This window comes from Shimia sp., assembly GCF_039969785.1.
Lineage (GTDB): Bacteria > Pseudomonadota > Alphaproteobacteria > Rhodobacterales > Rhodobacteraceae > Shimia.
On record NZ_JBDVNC010000005.1, the window covers coordinates 199,705 to 220,436 of the forward strand.

Below are 20,732 nucleotides of genomic sequence, written 5' to 3' on the forward strand. Positions count from 1 at the left end.
CAGCCAAACAATCCCGCGCACGCAGAAATTCAGACAACGCAACACGCGTTCAGGTTGTGCATTCTGGGGGCGAACAACAACGGGACTGATTCCATGAAAGACATACTCTCAATCCTCAATAATCTTCGCCGCCCACGCCTGTTGATCCGCGCCGCCCGCGCAGGCGTTGCCGAATATCGCCGCGACTTGCATCTTAAGCGTTACTTTGGATATGGCGCACTGCCACGCAGCGGACAGGCCCTGTTGCGCTTGATGGAAATGGAATCAGACCTGAACCAGCAACGCCGCACCAGCGACGCCGCTTATTCTCTGGTCAAACATGTCGATATTCTGATTGCCATGATGGGCGAAGCCCGCTTGGTGCGGGCTTCGCAATCCAGAACCCTCTAAGGGGTCCTAGACGAACGCGTCTGGCATAGACGCTTTCTTTTCAGCAACATAGGCGTTCAATGCTTCTTCGATGCCTGGATCGATGGCCGGTTTCTGATAGCCGGCCAGCAAACGTTCAACCCGGGTTGACGCCAGCATCTGCGTATCGCGGGCGCCTTCGTCCGCCCATGTTTCAAACGGCTTGTAATCCAACACTTCAGACCGCCAGAAGGCGTCTTTAAAGTTCGCTTGCGTGTGTGCACATCCCAGATAATGCCCACCGGGCCCAACCTCGTGAATGGCATCCAGCGCCTGGGCGTTTTCATCATGCGCCACACCGCGCGCCATCTGATGCAAAACACCCAACTGGTCAGCGTCCATGACAAACTTTTCGAACGACGACACAAGCCCGCCTTCCAGCCAGCCACAGCTGTGCAGCATAAAGTTCACGCCACCCATCAACGCAGCATTGTGCGTATGTGCGGTTTCATAGGCAGCCTGCGCATCGGGCAGCTTGGAGCCACACAATCCGCCACCCGACCGGAACGGCAATCCCAAACGCCGCGCTAATTGCCCGGCGCCATACAGGATCTGGCTCGCCTCAGGCGTTCCAAATGTCGGGGCACCCGAATTCATATCAATCGACGTCACAAACGCCCCGAAAATCACCGGCGCGCCCGGACGGATCAGCTGAGAATAGGCAATCCCGGCCAGAACTTCGGCCAGAACCTGCGTCAGCGTACCAACCACCGAAACCGGTGCCATCGCACCGCCCACAATAAAGGGCGACACAATGCAGGCCTGATTGTTTTTGGCGTAAACTTCCAGCGCACCCATCATCACATCGTCAAATGTCAGGGGCGAGTTGATATTGATCAGCGAGGTCATCACTGCGTTATTCTGCACAAACTCTTTGCCAAACAGAATTTCGCACATGTCGACACTGTCTTGCGCGCGGCTTGGCTCTGTCACTGATCCCATGAAAGGCTTGTCGCTCAGCGTCATATGCGCCAGCAACATATCCAGATGCCGCTTGTTCACTGCGACATCCGTGGGCTCACAGACCGTCCCGCCGGAATGGTGCAACCATTTCGACATATAGCCCAGTTTCACGAATTTCTGGAAATCATCCATCGTGGCATAGCGGCGTCCACCCGCAGCATCGCGCACAAATGGCGGGCCATAAACCGGCGCGCACACCAGCGTGTTGCCACCAATTTCCACCGTCCGCTCAGGGTTGCGAGCATGCTGCGTGATGGTTGACGGCGCTGTTTTGCAAAGCTGGCGGGCCAGTCCACGCGGAATGCGCACCCGCTCGCCCTCAACATCAGCCCCTGCATCGCGCCAGCGTTGCAACGCGGCCGGGTTGTTGACGAAATTCACGCCAACCTCTTGCAATATGCCCTCGGCATTGGATTCGATGATTTCCAACGCTTCTTCGTTCAGTATTTCGTACAAAGGGATGTTGCGTTCGATATATTTTGCGGCTTCGATCTTCAGACCAGTCCGTTCGGCTCGACGCGCTGCGCCGCCTCCGGACCGTCCGCGCCGACGTGTCGCTGCTTCTGCCATGACAAGACCTCACCCATGGATGTTCGCGTTTTAACAACATCTAACGCGACATCATGCATGGCCTCGCTTGGATAACGGCAAACGCGTAAGAAAAGCGACATTCGCGTCGGGTTTCGACATCAATGGATCAGGATGAGGTTCAGGATTCGGCAATCGGATCCCAGTTGATCGTGTCGACCCGGCTGTCGATCATCAAAGGAGAGATGATTTCGTCAATTTTGTCGTCCGACAAATCATTGATCGCCACCATGATTTCCAACTCAACCTCTTCTGAGCTGCGGGTCAGATCAAACCCAAGCACCCGCACACCACGCCGTGACAATGCCTGCATCGCCAATCCGCGCACTTTGCTGGCGTTCTTTTCGTCACATCGCAGCGCCACACGGTATTCCTGTGTCATCGGCACCCCGGCGCGGGTCTTTTTCTTGAGCCACTTGACCAACGGACGCAGCCCGAGGTTCACAAAGATAACCGCACCGGTCGCCATCACCGCGAACAAAACCGCGCCAGCCCCCGCAATCACCCCCACTCCCGCAGAACACCACAGCGTCGCCGCCGTATTCAGCCCATGCACGTTAAACCCTTCACGAAAGATGATCCCCGCGCCGAGAAAGCCAATGCCAGATACCACCTGGGCACCGACCCGCGTCGGGCTCAACTCGGTTGGATACAGCAGAGAAAACACCACAAAACACGCGGCCCCCAGCGCCACCAGCGCATTGGTGCGCAATCCGGCCATGCGCTGACGCACCTGCCGCTCTGACCCGATCAAAGCGCCACAGAACAACGCAACAGCCAAATTCACAGCCGCCTCGTCCAGTTGAATTGCAACAGGGTCCGCCATGACGTAATGTCCTTTTGTCTTCGTCGACTCAACAAGTCGCTCATTTCTTTTCGTATTCAGCGTCAAGTTGAACAGAGCATGCAAGTCAATTGTGATGGTTTTTATGTGTTTTTGTTGTCACTCGCAACAAATACGCCCGATTACCCACACTTTGCGACACGCCTTAACGCGCCCCAAGCCCACTAATCCCCGCCAACTTTGCCGCTTGCCTCTTGCGAAAACTTTGACGATCCTCTATCGCGCAGCCATGAGTGACACATCCCACGCCCGCCTCCTCATCATCGACTTTGGCAGCCAGGTCACGCAGCTTATTGCGCGCCGCCTGCGCGAGCTGAATGTCTACTGCGAAATCCACCCCTATCAGAACGTGACCATGGATATGGTACGCACGATGGCGCCCCGCGCGATCATCTTTTCTGGTGGTCCTGACAGCGTGACCCGCGACGGCTCACCACGCGTTCCACAGGACATATTCGACTTTGGCGTCCCCATTCTGGGCATCTGCTATGGACAGCAGCTGATGATGACCCAGTTGGGCGGCAAGGTAGAAAGCGGCCACGGCACCGCCGAATTTGGCCGCGCCTATGTCACGCCACAAAACCAGCTCGATATTCTGGATGGTTGGTTCAGCGACGGCGACGAACAGGTCTGGATGTCCCACGGCGACCACGTCAGCGAAATTGCTCCGGGGTTTGAGGTCTACGGCACCTCCCCCAACGCGCCATATGCGATCACCGCAGACACCAAACGTCATTTCTATGCGGTTCAGTTCCACCCCGAGGTGCACCACACACCAAATGGCGCCAAGCTTTATGAAAACTTTGTAAAGCTGGCCGGGTTTGCGGGCGACTGGACCATGGGTGCTTACCGCGAAGAGATGATCGGTAAGCTTAAAGAGCAGGTCGGCGACAAAAAGGTCATTTGCGCCCTGTCCGGTGGCGTCGATTCCTCAGTTGCCGCGGCCCTGTTGCACGAAGCCATTGGCGATCAGCTGACCTGTGTGTTTGTTGACCACGGCCTTCTGCGCAAAGACGAAGCCGAAGAAGTTGTCGGCATGTTCCGCGACAATATGAACTTGTCGGTGATCCACGCAGATGAAAGCGATCTGTTCCTTGGCGAACTGGACGGTCAATCTGACCCGGAAACCAAACGCAAGATCATCGGTAAGCTGTTCATTGACGTGTTCCAGAAATACGCAGACCAGATCGAGGGCGCAGAGTTCCTTGCACAAGGCACGCTATACCCGGACGTCATCGAATCCGTGTCGTTCAGCGGCGGCCCTTCGGTCACCATCAAATCCCACCATAACGTGGGCGGCCTGCCGGAAAAGATGGGCCTCAAGCTGGTCGAACCTCTGCGCGAACTGTTCAAAGACGAAGTGCGCGCCCTGGGTCGCGAACTTGGCCTGCCGCAAAGCTTCATTGGCCGTCATCCCTTCCCGGGTCCCGGCCTGGCCATTCGCTGTCCGGGTGAAATCACCCGCGAAAAACTGCACATCCTGCGCGAAGCGGATGCGGTTTATATCGATCAAATTCGCAAACACGGTCTCTATGATGACATCTGGCAGGCATTTGTCGCGATTTTGCCCGTACGCACAGTTGGCGTGATGGGTGACGGACGCACATATGATTACGCCTGCGCCCTGCGCGCAGTCACATCGGTCGATGGTATGACGGCCGATTACTACCCTTACTCCCATGAATTCCTTGGCGAAACGGCGACAAGGATCATAAACGAGGTCAAAGGCATCAACCGCGTCACCTATGATATAACGTCAAAACCCCCCGGCACGATCGAGTGGGAATAAGCACGAAAACGAACGCCGCCCTTTGAGGCGGCGTTTCTTTTGACGTAAAGTCATTCACAAAGCTGACCGGATTCAGTCTCAAAATATTTGTTTCTCTGCTAGCAGTAAGAGAATATTTTGAGGTTTTTTCAATGCGCCCATTTTTTAAGAAGATCGCACGCCAGTTCAAATTCATCGAACATATCGGCCTGAGCAATTTCATTCGCTATCGTTTGGCGAAAAACGGTACATTGTTTACGTTCCGGATTTGTGATGCCCAGGTCACCGTGCGCAAAGGCACGCCCGACCTTGAAGTTGCCATCACATCGCTTTCAGGTGAGTTCAATTCGGTCGGACATCTGTTTGCGCCCACCTATTCAGACACGATCATCGACGCGGGCGGTTACATCGGTACGGCAGCAATTGCGTTGTCCCGGCTCTATCCAGCTGCTCAGGTGATCGTCATTGAACCTTCGGACGAAAACATCGCCATTCTGAAGACCAACATCGCCGCGTTTCCAAACATCCGCCTCGTGCAAGGTGCGCTGGTTCCACAGGGATCAGACAGCGTCTCGTTGCGCAATCGCGGCACCGGGGCCTGGGGTTTTTCGGTTGTGGAGGCCCCGGATGATTGTCCGGATGCTCAGGTCATGGCCACAGTGCCCGCCATCAGTCTGTCATCGCTTGATATCGACCTTTCCAAGGTTGGCATTATGAAGCTGGATATTGAAGGCGGCGAACACGCGCTCTTTTTGAAAGACCGCGAATGCCTCGATCAGATTGATGTGCTGATCGTCGAACTTCACGAGCGCATTGTCGCCGGATGCACTAAAGCATTTTTTGACTTCTCCAATGACCGGATAATCCTCAAGGATCCCGGCGAGAAATACGTCTCGGTCAACCGCCAGATGCGCCCCATGTCCGAGACCTGATTACCTTGGGGACCGCCCAAACGGCACAGGTTGCCCGCTGTCGCATGGTTTCACACCCACGGGACTTTGGGATGCGTCCATCGGAATGAGCGTCACCTGATCCGCTTCGGTGTGTTTATACGGTTTATGTTCGCGCAAATCATCATGCAGGTCGGCAAGTTGGTGTTCATGACGCGGATGTGTCATCGGACGATAGGCGCGTAATTCCGATCCAATTTCGGACGTTTTGGTCCAAATGGCCAATCCCGTCGATCCAAGTTTCATCTCCATGCGCAAGCGATCCATGTTTTCGTAAAATACAGCCGTTAACAGCGTCGCCATCGCGCGGTTTGCAATTTCCTTTCGCGCGGAATCTTTGCGGTGTCCGCACATATATGGTGTCGGGTCGACGTCATCAAAAACGATCATCCCGCCCTGGCGCACCAATGGAAACCAGGCCTTTATTTCGGCATAGACCTGCGCCACCGTGTGCAATCCGTCCACATAGACCAGATCAATGCCATCCTTCAGGACAGGCGCATGCGCCAGCACGGTTGCATCATCCTTGCTGTCGGACTGCACAAACTGCCAATTTGGTCCCGCTCCCGCATCCCGGCAATCCTCAATATCCACCGAAACCAGCGTACCCCTCGCGCCGTTCAAAGCGTTAAGCATGACCTTGGTCGCCTGCCCCTGCCAGGTGCCCAACTCCAGAAAGGTACCGTTCGGCCGCGCCAATGCCTGATCACGCAGGAACAACAACTGATCCGCCGCCGATGCGTCCTCGCTTTGTGATCCGCGCACATTCAAAAGTCGGTTAACATATTCAGAATACACGGCTTTCTGTGGCTCATTTATTTGTGCATTCATTTCCATGTGCGGTCCCTCAACATAAATTCAATTCCCTTCGACATCCCTAGCGGCGCAGCGATTTTTCTTTTTGAGCCGGACTTCATTAAAAGTGGGTCACACGGCCACCGGTCAACGCACCCCTGGCTTTTCTCACGCAGATGTTCCCCCGCTTCACACGAAGTTCAGGCGGCGTGTGTGAAATCGATGATTTTCGTGTAATTTCTTACAAAAATGCGCCGTGCACTTTGCAAAATGCATCTCGCGCCCCTTTCGCAGCCACATTCGACAATGCCAGTCGCATTCGCGCGGAAACTCGTTTAGGCGTTGATGCGATCTTTACCCTTCACACAAACGCAACTGGAACTGCTCTCACGAGGAACCACCCGCATGAGCGACACATTGAAGGCCGCCCTCTGGATGAGCGGTGCCATCGTTTCATTCTCATCTATGGCAATTGCTGGCCGCGCGGTCTCGCTTGAACTCGATACGTTCGAAATCATGATGTACCGCAGCTTTGTCGGGGTCCTGATCGTGCTCAGCGTTGCTAAAATGTCGGGCACGCTTTCTCAAGTCAACACGCAGAACCTTGGTACCCATCTGGTTCGCAATCTGGCGCATTTCACCGGTCAGAACCTGTGGTTCTATGCGCTCACCGCAGTACCTCTGGCTCAGGTTTTCGCTCTCGAATTCACCTCACCGCTCTGGGTTCTGGCATTTTCGCCCTTCTTGCTGGGCGAACGCCTGACCCGTATGCGCGTTCTTGCGGCGGTAATTGGGTTTGTTGGAATTCTACTGGTCGCGCGTCCCGGTGCTGCCCCTCTGAGCCCCGGATTGATCGCCGCGGCGGCCTCGGCCATCGGCTTTGCACTGTCCATTATCTTCACAAAACGCCTGACCCGAAGCGCTACAATCACCTGTATCCTGTTTTACCTGACCATCATGCAGGCCGTATTTGGATTAATTTGTTCCGGCTTTGACGGCGACATTGCGCTTCCTTCGCCACAATCGGCACCCTGGCTTGTTCTGATCGGATGCGCCGGGTTGCTGGCTCATTTCTGCCTGACCACAGCACTGAAACTGGCCCCCGCAACCGTAGTAATGCCTATTGATTTCATCCGCTTACCTATGATTGCAGTAATCGGGGCGATGTTTTATGGCGAAAGCATCGATCTTTGGCTCGTCATAGGTGCGCTTTTCATCTTTGCCGGAAATTATCTCAATATTCTCACACAGTCGCGCAATATTTCCGCAGCATCTTGACGTGAGGTTACGATTTCCTTCACCCTGAGTTAACATTGACTGAGTAAAAATTGCGCGAATAGTAGGTACAAAACAACAAAACCACTCAAAAGACTACAACGGGACAGATAGGTATGAAAAAAGCACTTTTAGGTGCCGCGACACTATCATTCGCAGCGGGGGCGACATTTGCAGGCGGGCTTGATCGCTCGGGACAAGGGATCAACATTATCTTTGAAGAGGGGACCGTGGCTCAGTTTGGTCTGAGTTATGTTAGCCCTGACTTATCGGGCTCGTATGCGGGGACATCGTCCGGTGATATTGGTAAGTCTTACACGCTGCCGCACTTAAGTTACAAAACTCAGTTCAACGACACGCTGGATTTTGCGCTGATCTACGATCAGCCGTACGGTGCGCATGTAAATTATGCGTCCAGCTATGCGCTCAGCATTAATCCGGTTGATCTTACAGGCACCTATAACCTCCGGGCCGAGGCGGAAACGCACGCGCTGACGGCATTGCTGCGCCAGCGGCTAAGTCACGGCCTAAGTGTTTACGGCGGTCTACGGCTGCAATCGGTGGACACATCGGTGAGTGTACCTGCCGTGGTCGGATATAATATTGAATCTGACAGCCCCACAGACCTAGGCTATATCGTTGGTATCGCTTGGGAAAAACCCGAGATCGCCGCACGGGTGGCGCTGACCTACAACTCTTCGATCAAACAAACGCTGAACGTGCGCGAAACCAACTCCCTTGGCACCGACGCTCCAAGTGCAGTTGGAATCGAAACACCACAATCTGTGAACCTTGATTTTCAGACCGGTGTCGCTCCAGACACGCTTTTGTTTGGGACGGTTCGCTGGGTCAACTGGTCCAACTTTGATTATTCTCCTCCTGTTTACATGGCTTCAACAGGTCTCTCTCTTGTCGATTACAGCAACGACGCGATCACCTATACGTTGGGTGTCGGGCACCGCTTTTCCGACGCATTTTCCGGCGCGATCCAGCTGGGGTATGAGCAATCCGAAGGCAATCTGGTGTCCAATCTTGGCCCAACCGACGGGTTCTGGAGCCTTGGTGTCGGCGGCACATACACACGCAGAAATGTCCAATACTCGGCAGGTGTGCGCTACATTGATATCGGTGATGCCGTAACCAAAATTAGACGCGCGCCTGGCGCGACATTCAGTGACAACACCGGATGGGCAGCCGGATTTCAGATCACCTACCATTTCGATAAAACAGGCAGCTAATTATCATTGACCCCGCCCTTATGTGGCGGGGTCATTTATTTGACGATTGCGCATGAACCGGAGTGCGCAATTCAAAGTGGATTGCTAGGTCTGTGACATGACTGACGCAGCACAAAAAACACTCTCACCACGCGCATGGATCGAATTGGGCCTGCTGGCTTTGATTTGGGGTGGCGTGTTTCTGGCCAATCGCCTCGCGCTGAACGAAATCGGCGTTCTCACACTTGTCGCGCACCGTACAATATGGGCCGCGTTGGCGCTTTGGGCGGTTGCGATGGTTTTACGCCAATCTGTGCCGCGATCCCTGCAGATTTGGGGCGCTTTTCTCGTGATGGGTTTGCTCAACAACGTCATCCCGTTCAGCCTGCTTAACTGGGCGCAGCTTTATATCGAAACGGGTTTAACCTCGATATTCAATGCCACCACAGCCATTTTTGGAGTCTTGGTCGCAGGACTTTTGTTTGCTGACGAACGCCTGACATGGCGCAAATCTCTTGGTGTGGCTATCGGCTTTCTGGGCGTTGTAACCGCGATCGGGTTTAACAATCTGCTCAATTTGGATCCCCGCAACCTTGCCCAGTTGGCCGCATTGGGGGCGACATTGTCCTATGCCCTGGCGGGCGCATGGGCACGGCGCGCCCTCAAAGGTTTGCCACCTGTCACTGCCGCTGCCGGAATGTTGACTGCATCAAGCCTGATCACGGTGCCCGCAGCATGGCTTATCGAAGGGCCGATGTCATTTTCCCTGACCACCTCAACGTGGGGTGCCATCCTTTTTGCCGCGCTTGTGGCAACGGCCGGGGCGTATTTGCTGTATTACCGTCTGCTCGCCACCGCCGGCAGCGGCAACCTGATGCTGGTCACACTTCTGATCCCACCGGTCGCCATTCTGTTGGGCACAGCTTTCCTTGGCGAAAGTCTGACGCCTCAGGCGCTCTCTGGCTTCTTACTGCTGGCGTTGGGACTGGTCGTGATCGACGGGCGCGCCCTGCCCCAAAGGTTTCGCCGCGCCAACCGGATCTGACGGTCTTGCACCTGCGCGATACCGACGCAATACCGACGCGCTGCCGACACGGCCCGGGCGCCTTCAGCCGCATGGTACGCATTTGCGTTTGACCCCTTCGGTCTGGCCCGCTACCACCACTGGGCAGATCGAAAGGCACGGAAAGATGATCTATCCCACCGCCCAGGACTGGCGCAACGCGTCGCAGAAAAAAGTGCTTCTATTTGGCATGTCGGGACAGGGGAAAACCCATGTTTCCAATATGTTGCGCGACAGTGGCGACTGGTTTCACTATTCTATCGATTACCGTATTGGCACCCGCTACATGGGGGAACACATTGCCGACAATGCCAAACGCGAGGCGATGAAAGTACCATTTCTGCGCGAATTGCTGCTGTCGGACTCGATCTATATCGGCTCCAACATCACCTTCAACAATCTCGCCCCCCTCTCCACCTATCTCGGCAAACCAGGCAACCCATCCCAGGGCGGCGTTCCGTTCAACGAATACATGCGCCGACAGGAACAGCACCGCGTGGCCGAGACCGCAGCCTTGCTGGATACGGCACACTTTGTCGCGCGAGGCCACGACCTCTACCAATATGATAATTTCGTCTGCGACACAGGCGGCTCTATCTGCGAAGTTGTTGATCCGAGAGACCCGCAAGACACTGTTTTAAATGAGCTTTCCAAGAACACGCTATTGGTCTGGATCAAAGGGTCAGAGGCTCACACAGAAGAATTGATACGCCGTTTTGATCGTGCGCCCAAGCCAATGTATTACCAACCCGATTTCCTGATTGATCGTTGGAACACCTACCTTGCTGAGCATTCTCTGAGCGAGGACGCAGTTGATCCGGATGCCTTTGTACGCTGGACTTACGCTCAGGCGCTGGCCCATCGACAACCGCGTTATGAAGCTATGGCCAAATGGGGCGTCACCGTCACCGCAGAAGAGATCGCGCAAGTCCACTCTGCATCAGATTTCAGTGATCTGATCGCCAACGCCCTTGAGCGTCATAACGCAAACGCCTAGTTAACCTGTCTAGCAAGAACCAAGGAAGACCCTGACATGCCTATCAAAATCCCTTCGGACCTCCCCGCCTATGACGTGCTCTCGCGCGAAGGCGTGATGGTCATGTCCGAGGATCAGGCAGCTCGTCAGGATATTCGCCCTTTGCGCATTGGCTTGCTCAATCTGATGCCCAAAAAGATCCAGACCGAAAACCAATTCGCACGTCTGATTGGAGCTACCTCACTTCAGATCGAACTTTCCCTGATCCGCATGAGCGAACACAAAACGCGCAACACCGCCGCCGAACATATGGCGGAATTTTATCGCCCGTTTTCCGAGGTCAAAGATTCGGGCGAGAAATTTGATGGTCTGATCATCACCGGCGCGCCTATTGAACATATGCCGTTTGAAGACGTGACCTATTGGCAGGAACTGACCGAGGTCTTTGACTGGACCCAGACCCATGTGCACTCCACTTTTGGCGTCTGCTGGGGCGGTATGGCCATGATTAACTATTTCCATGGGGTCAAAAAACATCTTCTGGATCACAAAGCCTTTGGCTGTTTTCGCCATCAAAATCTATCGCCAACCTCGCACTATCTGCGCGGGTTTTCCGATGACCTTCTGATCCCGGTCAGCCGCTGGACGGAAATGAAACAAGACGAAATCGACGCGGCACCGTCGCTCAAAACGCTGATCGCTGGCGATGAAGTTGGCCCCTGTCTGGTCGAAGACAAAGCACACCGTGCGCTCTATATTTTCAATCACTTTGAATATGACAGCGACACGTTAAAACAGGAATATGACCGGGATATTGCCAGCAATACACCTATCAACGTGCCGTCAAATTATTATCCCGACGACGATCCCAGCCAACCTCCACAGAACCGCTGGCGCAGCCATGCGCATTTGCTTTATGGAAACTGGATCACCGAAGTCTATGAGACAACATCTTACGACATGACGCAAATTGGCCTCTAAGACATTGATATTCATCGCCTTTGTGGTGGCCCTGGGCGTCGCATGGACGTTTCACAGGGCACGCCAGCAGGAACACAACGCCCAACAATCCTATCCACCCGAAGGCGAAGTTCTGAGCGTCGACGGGCATCCGGTACACGCGGTTGTCTTGGGAAGCGGGCCTGATCTGGTTCTCATTCACGGCTCGTCCGGAAACACCCGCGATTTTACCCATTCTCTGGCCGGACAGCTTTCTGACCGATACCGGGTGATTATTTTTGATCGACCCGGGCTGGGATACACGCCCCGGATTAACTCAACGGGCGCCACCATTCAGCAACAGGCATCCTTGCTGTCCAAGGCTGCGCGACAACTGGGGGCAACCCGTCCTATTGTGTTGGGTCAATCTTATGGCGGTGCGGTTGCGTTGGCCTGGGCGGTGCACGAGCCTGACAATATCGCCGCCCTGATTGTACTGGCTGGTGTGTCGCAACCATGGACCACACCGCTCAGCAATTTCTATCGCGTTACGTCCCATCCCATTCTCGGCCCGGCCGTCATTCCATTTCTGACAGCCTATGTCGATGATGCGCGCGTGTCTCGGGAAATTGCGGCCATTTTCAATCCTCAATCCGCTCCTGCTGGGTATATCGATTATGTCGGCGCGGGCCTGACGCTACGCCGTTCATCGTTGCGTGCGAATGCTGTACAACGTCATAACCTTTTGAATGAAATCAAAAGTTTACAACCCCATTACCCTGAAATCACAGTTCCCACCGAAATCTTGCACGGCGATGCTGACACAACCGTTGGACTTGAAATCCACGCCCGCCCGCTCTCACAAACGGTTCCGGGATCTGTATTGACCGTATTGCCCGGCATCGGACACATGCCACAACATACGGCCCAACCTCAGGTTCTCGCCGCGATTGATCGTGCTGCGGTGCGTGCCGGATTGCACTAGGCGCACGCGCCCGTCATAGTGTTAGAAAACGGAGAGGTTTCATGCAGTTGCCATTCGACGGTGCCATCAGCGAATATTACAAGGCCGACGCCCCGAAGGCCGTGCGCGACGGGATTACGCGCGCCGAAAAAAACGAAATTCTTGACCAGTCCTATCCGCATTCAGACAGATTGAACCGCAAGGCATACGAGTCTGAGCTACGATCACTCCAGATTGAGCTGGTCAAGATGCAGCGATGGGCCAAGGACACGAAAGCGCGCATCGCGATTGTGTTTGAAGGGCGAGATGCCGCCGGAAAAGGCGGCACAATTAAAAGGTTCCGGGAAAACCTTAACCCTCGCGGTGCCCGCGTTGTTGCGCTTTCCAAACCAACAGACGCTGAACAGACCCAATGGTATTTCCAACGCTACATTGATCATCTGCCCTCTGGTGGCGAAATCGTTTTCTATGACCGGTCCTGGTATAATCGCGGCGTCGTTGAAAAGGTGTTTGGCTTTTGTGAAGACGAGCAACGTGAACGGTTCTTCCGCCAGGTGTCCCCGTTGGAACAGACATTGGCAAATGACGGCATTCACCTTTTTAAGTTTTGGATGAATGTGGGCCGCGCTGAACAACTGCGCCGTTTCCTGTCACGCGAGAACGATCCGCTAAAGCAATGGAAGCTCAGCTGGATTGATGTCGAAGGTCTGAAACGCTGGGATGACTATACGGCGGCCATTTCGGAAACCCTGACCCGCAGCCATAGTGACCACACGCCGTGGACGATTGTGCGCTCGGATGACAAACGCCGCGCCCGGCTGAATGCCATCCGCACGGTTCTGCACGCGATCGACTATGACCGCAAAGACGACAAGGCCATTGGTCAGATTGATACGAATATCTGCGGAGGCCCCGACATCTGGAATGCCTAAAAAGCGCGGTTATCACCACGGCAATTTGCGTCAGGCCCTAGTTGAGGCAGCTCTCATGCTGATCGAAACCAAAGGTCCGACCGGCTTTACCCTGTCCGAAGCCGCCAAGCAGGCCGGCGTGACCCCCGCCGCCGTCTACCGGCACTTTGAAGGGCGTGAAGATCTTATTGCCGAAGCTGCGCGTCAGGGCTACGAGATATTTGCCGATCTGATGCAGTACGCTTTTGACAAGGGGCAACCTTCGGCGCTGGCGTCATTTGAGGCGACCGGGCGGGCCTATCTGGCCTTTGCGCGCCGCTATCCCGGGCATTACATCGCCATGTTCGAAAGTGGCATTTCGATCAACCGCACCCCGGAACTGGCCGAGGTCGCAGGCCGTGCACGTGGCGTGATGGAGCACGCCGCCTCAGAGCTTAGCCAGCACATTCCACCAGACAAACGCCCCCCCGCCAGCATGTTTTCGGCCCATATCTGGGCCATGAGCCACGGCGTTGTTGAACTTTTTGCCCGCAATTCGCCCGGCACCCAGTCACCGTTCCCCCCCGAGGATCTCTTGGAATCGGGCATCGGCGTCTATTTGCGCGGCCTTGGACTGATTAAGCCCGATTCATGAAAAACATCACCTTACTGCCTCTGATCCTGACAATGGCGCTCACAGCATGCGGTGAGAAACAGTATAACGAAATCAACATCATGCCGGCGCCAACGGTCTATTCCAGCGGCGTTCTGGATCCGTTTGGTGATCGAACAGCACGCGACATCGAAACTCAGACCAAATTGTTTTACGCCACAGACCGCGCCACGGCGACGCCGGATGACGCCAGCGATTTTTATGCGAACCGACGAGGCGTCACGCTCAAGGTTGGCACAGCCACCGTCAGGATGACGCCCCCCGCGGCGGACGAAACCGAATTGCGCGATCTTACGACCCGCTCGCAAACGGGCAAAAAACGTAAACTTAGGGTGACCGGGGTACAAGAGATCGGGCCACTGCCCAACAACGCGCCCAACCCGCTGATCGATCAGCCCGCGCCACAAACGTTGGCCGATACCAAACGCACTTTCCGCAATGACATTAACACACAACTGGCCCGCTCAGGCAGCCGCGATGCTTTTATCTATATCCATGGCTATAACGTCGATTTCGAATACCCCACTCTGGTTTCCAGAGAACTCCAGCACTATCTGGGCTATCGTGGGGCTTTCATCAGCTACAACTGGCCTGCCACGCCAAGTCGGCTGGCCTATTTCAAGGACCTTGAAACGGCTGATGCAACGCGCCGCAACCTGCGCGCGTTGATCGAGTTTCTGTCCGACGAAACAAATGTGCGCCGCATTCACCTGATCGGCTACAGCGCAGGGTCTCGGCTGGCTTTTGAAACCGTGTATCAGATCGCGCTGCAACGAAAGGCAGGGCATGACCGTGTCCGGTTGGGACAGGTCATTCTGATAGGAAGTGACCTTGACCGAACCTACTTTACCGAAGCTGTGGCCGATGGATTGCTTAACAGCCTGGATCACATGTCGATCTATATGTCGGGCGACGATTCTGCATTGGCCATGTCCAAGATTGTGTTCGGCAAACACCGTCTGGGCCAGATTTGGGAGACCGATGAACGCACCGCGCCTTATGAACGCAGACTTGCCGAAATAGACAAACTGTCTTTGATTGACGTCACTGATGCCGAAGGCGCCGGGATCGGCAATGGTCATTGGTATTTCCGCTCTTCCCCGTGGGCCAGCAGCGATATTTTCCTGACTTTGATCGACGCACAGACACCGCAGAACCGTGGGCTGGTGCGGCGCGAAAATTCGGCGGTGTGGACCTTCCCCGAAGATTATCCGGTGCGGTTACAACAGCTTAATAGATAGCCCATGCAGGAACGAAAAAGGCCGCCCAAACCAGGGCGGCCTTTCCAATATCTTGTCCAATAAGCTTAACGCTTGGAGAACTGGAACGAACGACGCGCTTTGCGCTTACCGTATTTCTTACGTTCCACAACGCGGCTGTCGCGGGTCAGGAAGCCAGCGGCTTTCAGAGCGCCACGCAAGGAGGGTTCATAAAGCTGCAGAGCTTTAGAAATACCATGCTTAACGGCTCCGGCCTGACCAGTCAGACCACCACCTTTGACGGTGGCAACAACGTCGAATTCACCTTCAACGCCAGCAACCTGAAACGGCTGACGAAGGATCAGCTGCAGAACTGGACGCGCAAAGTAGGTGTCCTGATCTTTGCCATTCACGGTAACCTTGCCCGAACCGGGTTTGATCCACACGCGGGCAACAGCGTCTTTACGCTTGCCAGTGGCATATGAGCGGCCAAATTCGTCACGAACAGGTTCGCGCGGGGCTGCGATTTCGACAATAGCTTCTGCACCGGCAACGGCGTTCAGCTCTTCAAGCGAGTTGATTTGATCAGCCATTGATTAGCTCCGGGTGTTCTTTTTGTTCATGGACTTAACATCCAGCACTTCAGGCTGCTGAGCCTCATGTGGATGTTCGGCACCGGCATAGACACGCAGGTTGGTCATAACCTGACGCGACAGACGGTTGCCCGGCAGCATGCGCTGAACGGCTTTGGTCACCACGCGTTCGGGGTGATTGCCTTCCAGAATCTGCTGCTTGGTACGGGATTTGATCCCACCCGGATGTCCGGTGTGCCAATAGAAGTTTTCCTGACGCTTCTTGCCAGTCAGCTGGATTTTGTCCGCATTGATCACGATGACATTGTCACCCATGTCCATGTGCGGCGTAAAAGAGGCCTTGTGCTTGCCGCGCAAGCGCATGGCAACGATCGACGCCAAACGGCCCAACACCACGCCTTCGGCGTCGATGATGATCCATTTCTTGTCGATGTCTGCCGGAGTAGCAGAGAAGGTTTTCATGTTGTGTCTTCCAATTTTGGTGGCGGGTTGTCAAAAACCGGCAATCCGGCCTCAACAGTCATTCGATGGGCGGGTTATAAAGCAGTCACTTGTCACGTCAAGCGCAGAAAATCTTATTTACACAAGCAAAAACAGCAAGTTACAAAATAGGTATTAAAATACCCCATGTTTTTGCAACCTAATTGGTCCCTACATTTCGGGAACGCAGATTTCATCGCGCATAATGGCCAAAATCGTGCGCCACACCAGCGACGCCATGATGATGATCAACAGGATCAGCACGGCTGTACCAATCACAACATGTGCAAACGATCCGGCCATGACGGCAAATCGAAAAGACGCGATGGACAAGGCCGCCACAGGAAAGCTTAGCGCCCACCAGGACAACGCAAAAGGAAGCCGCACGAATTTCGGCGCCTGCACCGCGACCAGCGCGGCAAAAACATAACCCGAATTCAGCAGGATACGGGCAAAGCTGTCCAGCTCACCCGTCAGCGTTACATAGGCAGAAAACCCAACCATGGGCGGCGCAACCAGAACAACCAGCGTTGGCAACAGTTTGGCCGGAATGGGGTCATGAAAAATTAACCGGTTGAAGACCAGCGTCAAAAGCACGCCCCAAAACACGATCCCGGTCGAGAAAAACAACCATGACAGTTCGATATATCCCAGCTGTACACCGGCAACCGGGGCCACGACATTTCCAACTGCCGGAATGAACCAAGCAGGTGTCAGCTGACCCACCTCAAAGCTACGTTGACTAATCCACCCGGAAATCACGGCCAGCGTCAAAAATCCCTGCAACACAACGCCGACAAGCCAAACAATGCGCGCAACGCTCTCTGAGTGGGGTAATATCGCTGCCCCAATCAGCAATAAACCAATCGAAATTGCCGGAAAGAACGCCATCCGCCCCGGATGGCGCCACTCGGCCATGACTGCCTCGGGATATCGGATCAGTTTAACCAAATAGAGGCTGGCGATGATGACAAAGGCAGCAATGCCAAACCACAAGACACCCTGGGACAGCGCGTACCCTGTATCCAGAACAACATGGGCGCTGCGCAAAGCCAGAGAAAACCCCATCAGTCCCATAATGCACGCAAACATCGGCACCGGAAAATACATCAACCGGGACATTGCCGACTGTGACGTGGCATCTTCGGTGTCTCTATCAACTTCAATCATTCTTACTTCCCCAGATGAAACCGGCAGCAATCGCGGTTTCACAGTCTTGTATTGCGGGTGACCTTTGTCACCCAGATCACCCACGCTTGGGCGGGATTGCGTATGTCATATTGGCGCGCGCCACAGGTTCTGAACTGCCTTCAGAAAAGATCAGAATATCCGTGACAGACAATGTGCGCCCCAGCTTGAGCATCCGCGCCTGGGCAAGCAGGTCCTGCCCGGCAGCCGGTTTTCGCATAAAGTCAATTGAGCAATTGGTTGTCACTGTCAACGCCTCCGCACCGATACATGCCATCGTCGCGATATAAGCCGTGACATCCGCCAACGCAAACATCGCGGGCCCCGAAACCGTGCCGCCCGGACGCAGATGGCGCTCAGCCACTTTCAGCCGCACAACCGTATTGACGCCATCCATCTTCTCGATGACATAATCGTCCCGAACCTGCGGGAACACTTCCACAAGAAAATTGGTCATGTCCTCAGGGCTCATAACAGCCTGCATACTTTTCCTCCCGGCTCCGCAGCGCTAAGCTCGCTCCAAACCCAAGGGAGAGCAAGATGGAAATCCTGCAACGTCAAGATAATAACGCAATCGTCACTCTTACGATGAACGCGCCCGAACGTTTGAACGCGTTGTCTGACGAAATGCTGGCCGCTCTGCAATCTCAGCTTGATGCTCTGGCTCAGGACACATCTGTGCGCGCCATCATCATCAATGGCGCAGGAAAGGCATTTTGCGCCGGGCATGACCTCAAACAGATGACCGCAGGCCGTCAATCCCCAGACGGCGGCAAAGCCTATTTCAAGGACCTGTTTGATCGCTGCGCCACCATGATGCAGACCATTCAGAAACTCCCCCAACCGGTGATCGCACAGGTACACGGCATCGCCACAGCCGCCGGATGCCAGCTTGTCGCCACATGTGACATGGCGGTTGCGGCCCATGGCACGCGGTTTGGTGTCAACGGGGTCAATATCGGGCTGTTCTGCTCGACCCCGATGGTTGCCCTGACCCGCAACATCCCGCACAAGCAAGCGTTTGAAATGTTGACCACAGGTCAGTTCATCGACACCGCCCGCGCCCAGGATCTGGGCCTGATCAACACGTCCGTTCCCGCCCAGGACCTTGCATCAACCACTCAGGACCTGGCCGAAAGGGTTGCGGAAAAGCTAAGTGTGGCCGTCAAAATCGGAAAACAGGCGTTTTATACGCAGCTTCAGATGCCCTTGGATCAGGCCTATACCTATACAGGCGACGTGATGGTCGAAAACATGATGCACCGTGATACCCAGGAAGGCATCAGCGCATTTCTGGAAAAACGCGACCCGGACTGGTCTCAGTAACCTTCCCAACGGAAAATCCCGGTGCATCCCCTCTTTCTGAATGCGCAGTATTTTGCTTAAATTGTTTCCATATTGAGACACCTGTTTTTCCAATTTCTCTGTAGGTGGCTCTGCAGTCTCGTGCCATAAGCAAATCAGAGCGAACGCGTTCTATACGCATTCTTCGGGTCGCCGATGGCACAAGGTCCCTCCTGGGTCACCTCTCTCTGGCCACGCCACATGACCGCGGCGACCCGAAGCGACACGCCCCCTTTTCAAAACACTCGTCCTGCCCTATGTCGCCCACTATGACACAAGAATTGCATATCGTCGGCGGCGGCATGGCCGGGTCCGAGGCCGCATGGCAGGCCGCACAAATGGGTGTGAACGTGGTGATCCACGAAATGCGTCCCAAGATCGAAACCTTTGCGCACCGTACCGGCAATCTGGCCGAAATGGTGTGTTCCAACTCGTTCCGCTCTGACGATGATGAACAAAATGCCGTGGGCTTGCTGCATTGGGAAATGCGCGCGGCCAACGGGCTGATCATGGCGACCGCTGACAAACACCGCCTGCCCGCCGGTGGCGCGCTGGCCGTTGACCGCGATCCGTTCTCCGAAAGCGTGACTGCCGCGCTGCACGCGCTGCCCAATGTGCGGGTCGAACCCGGCGAAATCACGGAACTCCCCGGCGAAGGTCACTGGATCTTCGCAACCGGCCCGCTCACTTCTGCAGGTCTTGGGGCCGCCATTCAGGCTGAAACCGGCGCCGAACGTCTCGCCTTTTTTGATGCCATTGCCCCAATTGTCTATGCCGACTCGATCGACATGGATGTGGCGTGGATGCAATCGCGCTACGACAAGGGTGAAACCGAGGCGGAACAGAAAGCCTATCTCAACTGCCCAATGACCCGCGACCAATACGAGGCGTTTATCGACGCATTGCTGGTTGCTGACAAAACCGAATTTCACGAAGGTGAAACCGCAGGCTATTTTGACGGCTGCCTGCCAATCGAGGTCATGGCTGAACGTGGACGCGAAACCCTTCGTTTTGGTCCAATGAAACCGGTTGGCCTGACCAACATGCACAAGCCCGACGAAAAAGCCTACGCCGTCGTCCAATTGCGTCGCGACAATGCATTAGGAACGCTATTTAACATTGTGGGATTTCAGACAAAAATGAAATACGGAGCGCAAACCGATGTGTTTCGCATGATCCCCGGTCTGGAAAACGCGTCCTTTGCCCGGCTGGGGGGTATTCACCGCAATACGTTCCTGAATTCCCCTACTTTGCTGGACGAACAGATGCGCCTGAAATCGCGTCCTAATATCCGTTTCGCCGGACAGGTCACTGGCGTCGAAGGTTATGTTGAAAGCGCAGCGATGGGGCTTTTGGCAGGCCGTATGGCGGCGGCTGAAATTCTGGGAAGGCCGTTGCCGGAAACGCCACTAAACACCGCCATGGGCGCACTTGTGCACCACATCACCGGCGGCGCCGAGGCCAAAACCTTTCAGCCCATGAATGTCAATTTTGGCCTGTTCCAGCCTGTTGAAGGTCTCAAGGGTGGTCGCCGAGGCCGCAAAGATCGCTACAAGGCCTATACAGACCGCGCCAAAACGGACTGGCAATCATGGTTGGACGCACAATCCTGACT

21 protein-coding genes are annotated in these 20,732 nt (G+C 54.9%); 14 read left to right on the forward strand and 7 right to left on the reverse strand.

What is annotated here, in order from left to right; all coding sequences use genetic code 11:
* The first annotated feature begins 93 nt into the window (after positions 1 to 93).
* A complete protein-coding gene (locus ABJI08_RS03175) occupies positions 94 to 390 on the forward strand; it encodes a DUF6477 family protein (protein WP_348400369.1) in 297 nt (98 codons plus the stop codon).
* A gap of 6 nt (positions 391 to 396) precedes the next feature.
* On the opposite strand, the gene ABJI08_RS03180 is transcribed toward ABJI08_RS03175, so the two are convergent.
* On the reverse strand, positions 397 to 1,941 hold the full coding sequence (locus ABJI08_RS03180; protein WP_348400370.1) for a trimethylamine methyltransferase family protein: 1,545 nt from the start codon (positions 1,939 to 1,941) through the stop codon (positions 397 to 399).
* Positions 1,942 to 2,080: 139 nt separating this feature from the next.
* Positions 2,081 to 2,785: an MgtC/SapB family protein gene (locus ABJI08_RS03185; protein ID WP_348400371.1), complete on the reverse strand. Its 705-nt coding sequence runs from the start codon at positions 2,783 to 2,785 to the stop codon at positions 2,081 to 2,083.
* 247 nt (positions 2,786 to 3,032) lie between these two features.
* On the opposite strand from ABJI08_RS03185, the gene guaA reads away from it, so the two are divergent.
* On the forward strand, positions 3,033 to 4,592 hold the full coding sequence (gene guaA / locus ABJI08_RS03190) for a glutamine-hydrolyzing GMP synthase (RefSeq protein WP_348400372.1): 1,560 nt from the start codon (positions 3,033 to 3,035) through the stop codon (positions 4,590 to 4,592).
* A gap of 131 nt (positions 4,593 to 4,723) precedes the next feature.
* Positions 4,724 to 5,503: an FkbM family methyltransferase gene (locus tag ABJI08_RS03195; RefSeq protein ID WP_348400373.1), complete on the forward strand. Its 780-nt coding sequence runs from the start codon at positions 4,724 to 4,726 to the stop codon at positions 5,501 to 5,503.
* Here ABJI08_RS03195 and ABJI08_RS03200 read toward each other — a convergent pair whose 3' ends face one another.
* Entirely contained in the window at positions 5,504 to 6,358 is an 855-nt protein-coding gene (locus ABJI08_RS03200) for a class I SAM-dependent methyltransferase (protein ID WP_348400374.1), read from the reverse strand.
* A 363-nt stretch (positions 6,359 to 6,721) separates the two neighbouring features.
* On the opposite strand from ABJI08_RS03200, the gene ABJI08_RS03205 reads away from it, so the two are divergent.
* The 9 genes from ABJI08_RS03205 (at position 6,722) to ABJI08_RS03245 (ending at position 15,554) form a co-directional block, all read left to right on the forward strand.
* Positions 6,722 to 7,594, forward strand: coding sequence for a DMT family transporter (locus tag ABJI08_RS03205; RefSeq protein ID WP_348400375.1), 873 nt, complete (start codon positions 6,722 to 6,724; stop codon positions 7,592 to 7,594).
* 113 nt (positions 7,595 to 7,707) lie between these two features.
* Entirely contained in the window at positions 7,708 to 8,829 is a 1,122-nt protein-coding gene (locus ABJI08_RS03210; protein WP_348400376.1) for a transporter, read from the forward strand.
* A gap of 97 nt (positions 8,830 to 8,926) precedes the next feature.
* The gene (locus tag ABJI08_RS03215; RefSeq protein ID WP_348400377.1) at positions 8,927 to 9,853 is read left to right on the forward strand and encodes a DMT family transporter; all 927 of its coding nucleotides are present in this window, start codon (positions 8,927 to 8,929) and stop codon (positions 9,851 to 9,853) included.
* A gap of 145 nt (positions 9,854 to 9,998) precedes the next feature.
* Complete coding sequence (locus ABJI08_RS03220; protein ID WP_348400378.1) at positions 9,999 to 10,868, forward strand: ATPase; 870 nt, start codon at positions 9,999 to 10,001, stop codon at positions 10,866 to 10,868.
* 36 nt (positions 10,869 to 10,904) lie between these two features.
* A complete protein-coding gene (metA, locus tag ABJI08_RS03225) occupies positions 10,905 to 11,828 on the forward strand; it encodes a homoserine O-succinyltransferase (protein WP_348400379.1) in 924 nt (307 codons plus the stop codon).
* A complete protein-coding gene (locus ABJI08_RS03230; RefSeq protein ID WP_348400380.1) occupies positions 11,818 to 12,771 on the forward strand; it encodes an alpha/beta hydrolase in 954 nt (317 codons plus the stop codon). Before metA ends, ABJI08_RS03230 begins: the two co-directional genes overlap by 11 nt.
* A 41-nt stretch (positions 12,772 to 12,812) precedes the next feature.
* Entirely contained in the window at positions 12,813 to 13,682 is an 870-nt protein-coding gene (ppk2, locus tag ABJI08_RS03235) for a polyphosphate kinase 2 (protein WP_348400381.1), read from the forward strand.
* Entirely contained in the window at positions 13,675 to 14,295 is a 621-nt protein-coding gene (locus ABJI08_RS03240) for a TetR/AcrR family transcriptional regulator (protein WP_348400382.1), read from the forward strand. Before ppk2 ends, ABJI08_RS03240 begins: the two co-directional genes overlap by 8 nt.
* Positions 14,292 to 15,554: an alpha/beta hydrolase gene (locus ABJI08_RS03245; protein WP_348400383.1), complete on the forward strand. Its 1,263-nt coding sequence runs from the start codon at positions 14,292 to 14,294 to the stop codon at positions 15,552 to 15,554. The genes ABJI08_RS03240 and ABJI08_RS03245 overlap by 4 nt, the downstream gene beginning before the upstream one ends.
* Before the next feature lie 65 nt (positions 15,555 to 15,619).
* Here the strand turns inward: ABJI08_RS03245 and rpsI are convergent, their stop codons facing one another.
* The 4 genes from rpsI to ABJI08_RS03265 all read right to left on the reverse strand — a co-directional run bounded on the left by rpsI (position 15,620) and on the right by ABJI08_RS03265 (position 18,257).
* Entirely contained in the window at positions 15,620 to 16,105 is a 486-nt protein-coding gene (rpsI, locus tag ABJI08_RS03250) for a 30S ribosomal protein S9 (protein WP_348400384.1), read from the reverse strand.
* Between the two features lie 3 nt (positions 16,106 to 16,108).
* Positions 16,109 to 16,567: a 50S ribosomal protein L13 gene (rplM, locus tag ABJI08_RS03255; protein WP_348400385.1), complete on the reverse strand. Its 459-nt coding sequence runs from the start codon at positions 16,565 to 16,567 to the stop codon at positions 16,109 to 16,111.
* A gap of 189 nt (positions 16,568 to 16,756) precedes the next feature.
* On the reverse strand, positions 16,757 to 17,755 hold the full coding sequence (locus ABJI08_RS03260; RefSeq protein ID WP_348400386.1) for an SLAC1 anion channel family protein: 999 nt from the start codon (positions 17,753 to 17,755) through the stop codon (positions 16,757 to 16,759).
* Between the two features lie 76 nt (positions 17,756 to 17,831).
* Positions 17,832 to 18,257, reverse strand: a complete 426-nt coding sequence (locus ABJI08_RS03265; protein ID WP_348400387.1) for a PaaI family thioesterase — start codon at positions 18,255 to 18,257, stop codon at positions 17,832 to 17,834.
* A gap of 56 nt (positions 18,258 to 18,313) precedes the next feature.
* On the opposite strand from ABJI08_RS03265, the gene ABJI08_RS03270 reads away from it, so the two are divergent.
* Both ABJI08_RS03270 and trmFO read left to right on the forward strand, forming a co-directional pair.
* Positions 18,314 to 19,099, forward strand: a complete 786-nt coding sequence (locus ABJI08_RS03270; protein ID WP_348400388.1) for an enoyl-CoA hydratase — start codon at positions 18,314 to 18,316, stop codon at positions 19,097 to 19,099.
* 287 nt (positions 19,100 to 19,386) lie between these two features.
* Positions 19,387 to 20,730: a methylenetetrahydrofolate--tRNA-(uracil(54)-C(5))-methyltransferase (FADH(2)-oxidizing) TrmFO gene (gene trmFO, locus ABJI08_RS03275; RefSeq protein WP_348400389.1), complete on the forward strand. Its 1,344-nt coding sequence runs from the start codon at positions 19,387 to 19,389 to the stop codon at positions 20,728 to 20,730.
* Positions 20,731 to 20,732 lie beyond the last annotated feature (2 nt).

Coding starts and splice junctions, on each gene's coding strand:
- ABJI08_RS03175 (WP_348400369.1), top strand. CDS start 94: ATGAAAGACATACTCTCAATCCTCAATAATCTTCGCCGCCCACGCCTG.
- ABJI08_RS03180 (WP_348400370.1), bottom strand. CDS start 1,941: ATGGCAGAAGCAGCGACACGTCGGCGCGGACGGTCCGGAGGCGGCGCA.
- ABJI08_RS03185 (WP_348400371.1), bottom strand. CDS start 2,785: ATGGCGGACCCTGTTGCAATTCAACTGGACGAGGCGGCTGTGAATTTG.
- guaA (WP_348400372.1), top strand. CDS start 3,033: ATGAGTGACACATCCCACGCCCGCCTCCTCATCATCGACTTTGGCAGC.
- ABJI08_RS03195 (WP_348400373.1), top strand. CDS start 4,724: ATGCGCCCATTTTTTAAGAAGATCGCACGCCAGTTCAAATTCATCGAA.
- ABJI08_RS03200 (WP_348400374.1), bottom strand. CDS start 6,358: ATGGAAATGAATGCACAAATAAATGAGCCACAGAAAGCCGTGTATTCT.
- ABJI08_RS03205 (WP_348400375.1), top strand. CDS start 6,722: ATGAGCGACACATTGAAGGCCGCCCTCTGGATGAGCGGTGCCATCGTT.
- ABJI08_RS03210 (WP_348400376.1), top strand. CDS start 7,708: ATGAAAAAAGCACTTTTAGGTGCCGCGACACTATCATTCGCAGCGGGG.
- ABJI08_RS03215 (WP_348400377.1), top strand. CDS start 8,927: ATGACTGACGCAGCACAAAAAACACTCTCACCACGCGCATGGATCGAA.
- ABJI08_RS03220 (WP_348400378.1), top strand. CDS start 9,999: ATGATCTATCCCACCGCCCAGGACTGGCGCAACGCGTCGCAGAAAAAA.
- metA (WP_348400379.1), top strand. CDS start 10,905: ATGCCTATCAAAATCCCTTCGGACCTCCCCGCCTATGACGTGCTCTCG.
- ppk2 (WP_348400381.1), top strand. CDS start 12,813: ATGCAGTTGCCATTCGACGGTGCCATCAGCGAATATTACAAGGCCGAC.
- ABJI08_RS03240 (WP_348400382.1), top strand. CDS start 13,675: ATGCCTAAAAAGCGCGGTTATCACCACGGCAATTTGCGTCAGGCCCTA.
- ABJI08_RS03245 (WP_348400383.1), top strand. CDS start 14,292: ATGAAAAACATCACCTTACTGCCTCTGATCCTGACAATGGCGCTCACA.
- rpsI (WP_348400384.1), bottom strand. CDS start 16,105: ATGGCTGATCAAATCAACTCGCTTGAAGAGCTGAACGCCGTTGCCGGT.
- rplM (WP_348400385.1), bottom strand. CDS start 16,567: ATGAAAACCTTCTCTGCTACTCCGGCAGACATCGACAAGAAATGGATC.
- ABJI08_RS03260 (WP_348400386.1), bottom strand. CDS start 17,755: ATGATTGAAGTTGATAGAGACACCGAAGATGCCACGTCACAGTCGGCA.
- ABJI08_RS03265 (WP_348400387.1), bottom strand. CDS start 18,257: ATGCAGGCTGTTATGAGCCCTGAGGACATGACCAATTTTCTTGTGGAA.
- ABJI08_RS03270 (WP_348400388.1), top strand. CDS start 18,314: ATGGAAATCCTGCAACGTCAAGATAATAACGCAATCGTCACTCTTACG.
- trmFO (WP_348400389.1), top strand. CDS start 19,387: ATGACACAAGAATTGCATATCGTCGGCGGCGGCATGGCCGGGTCCGAG.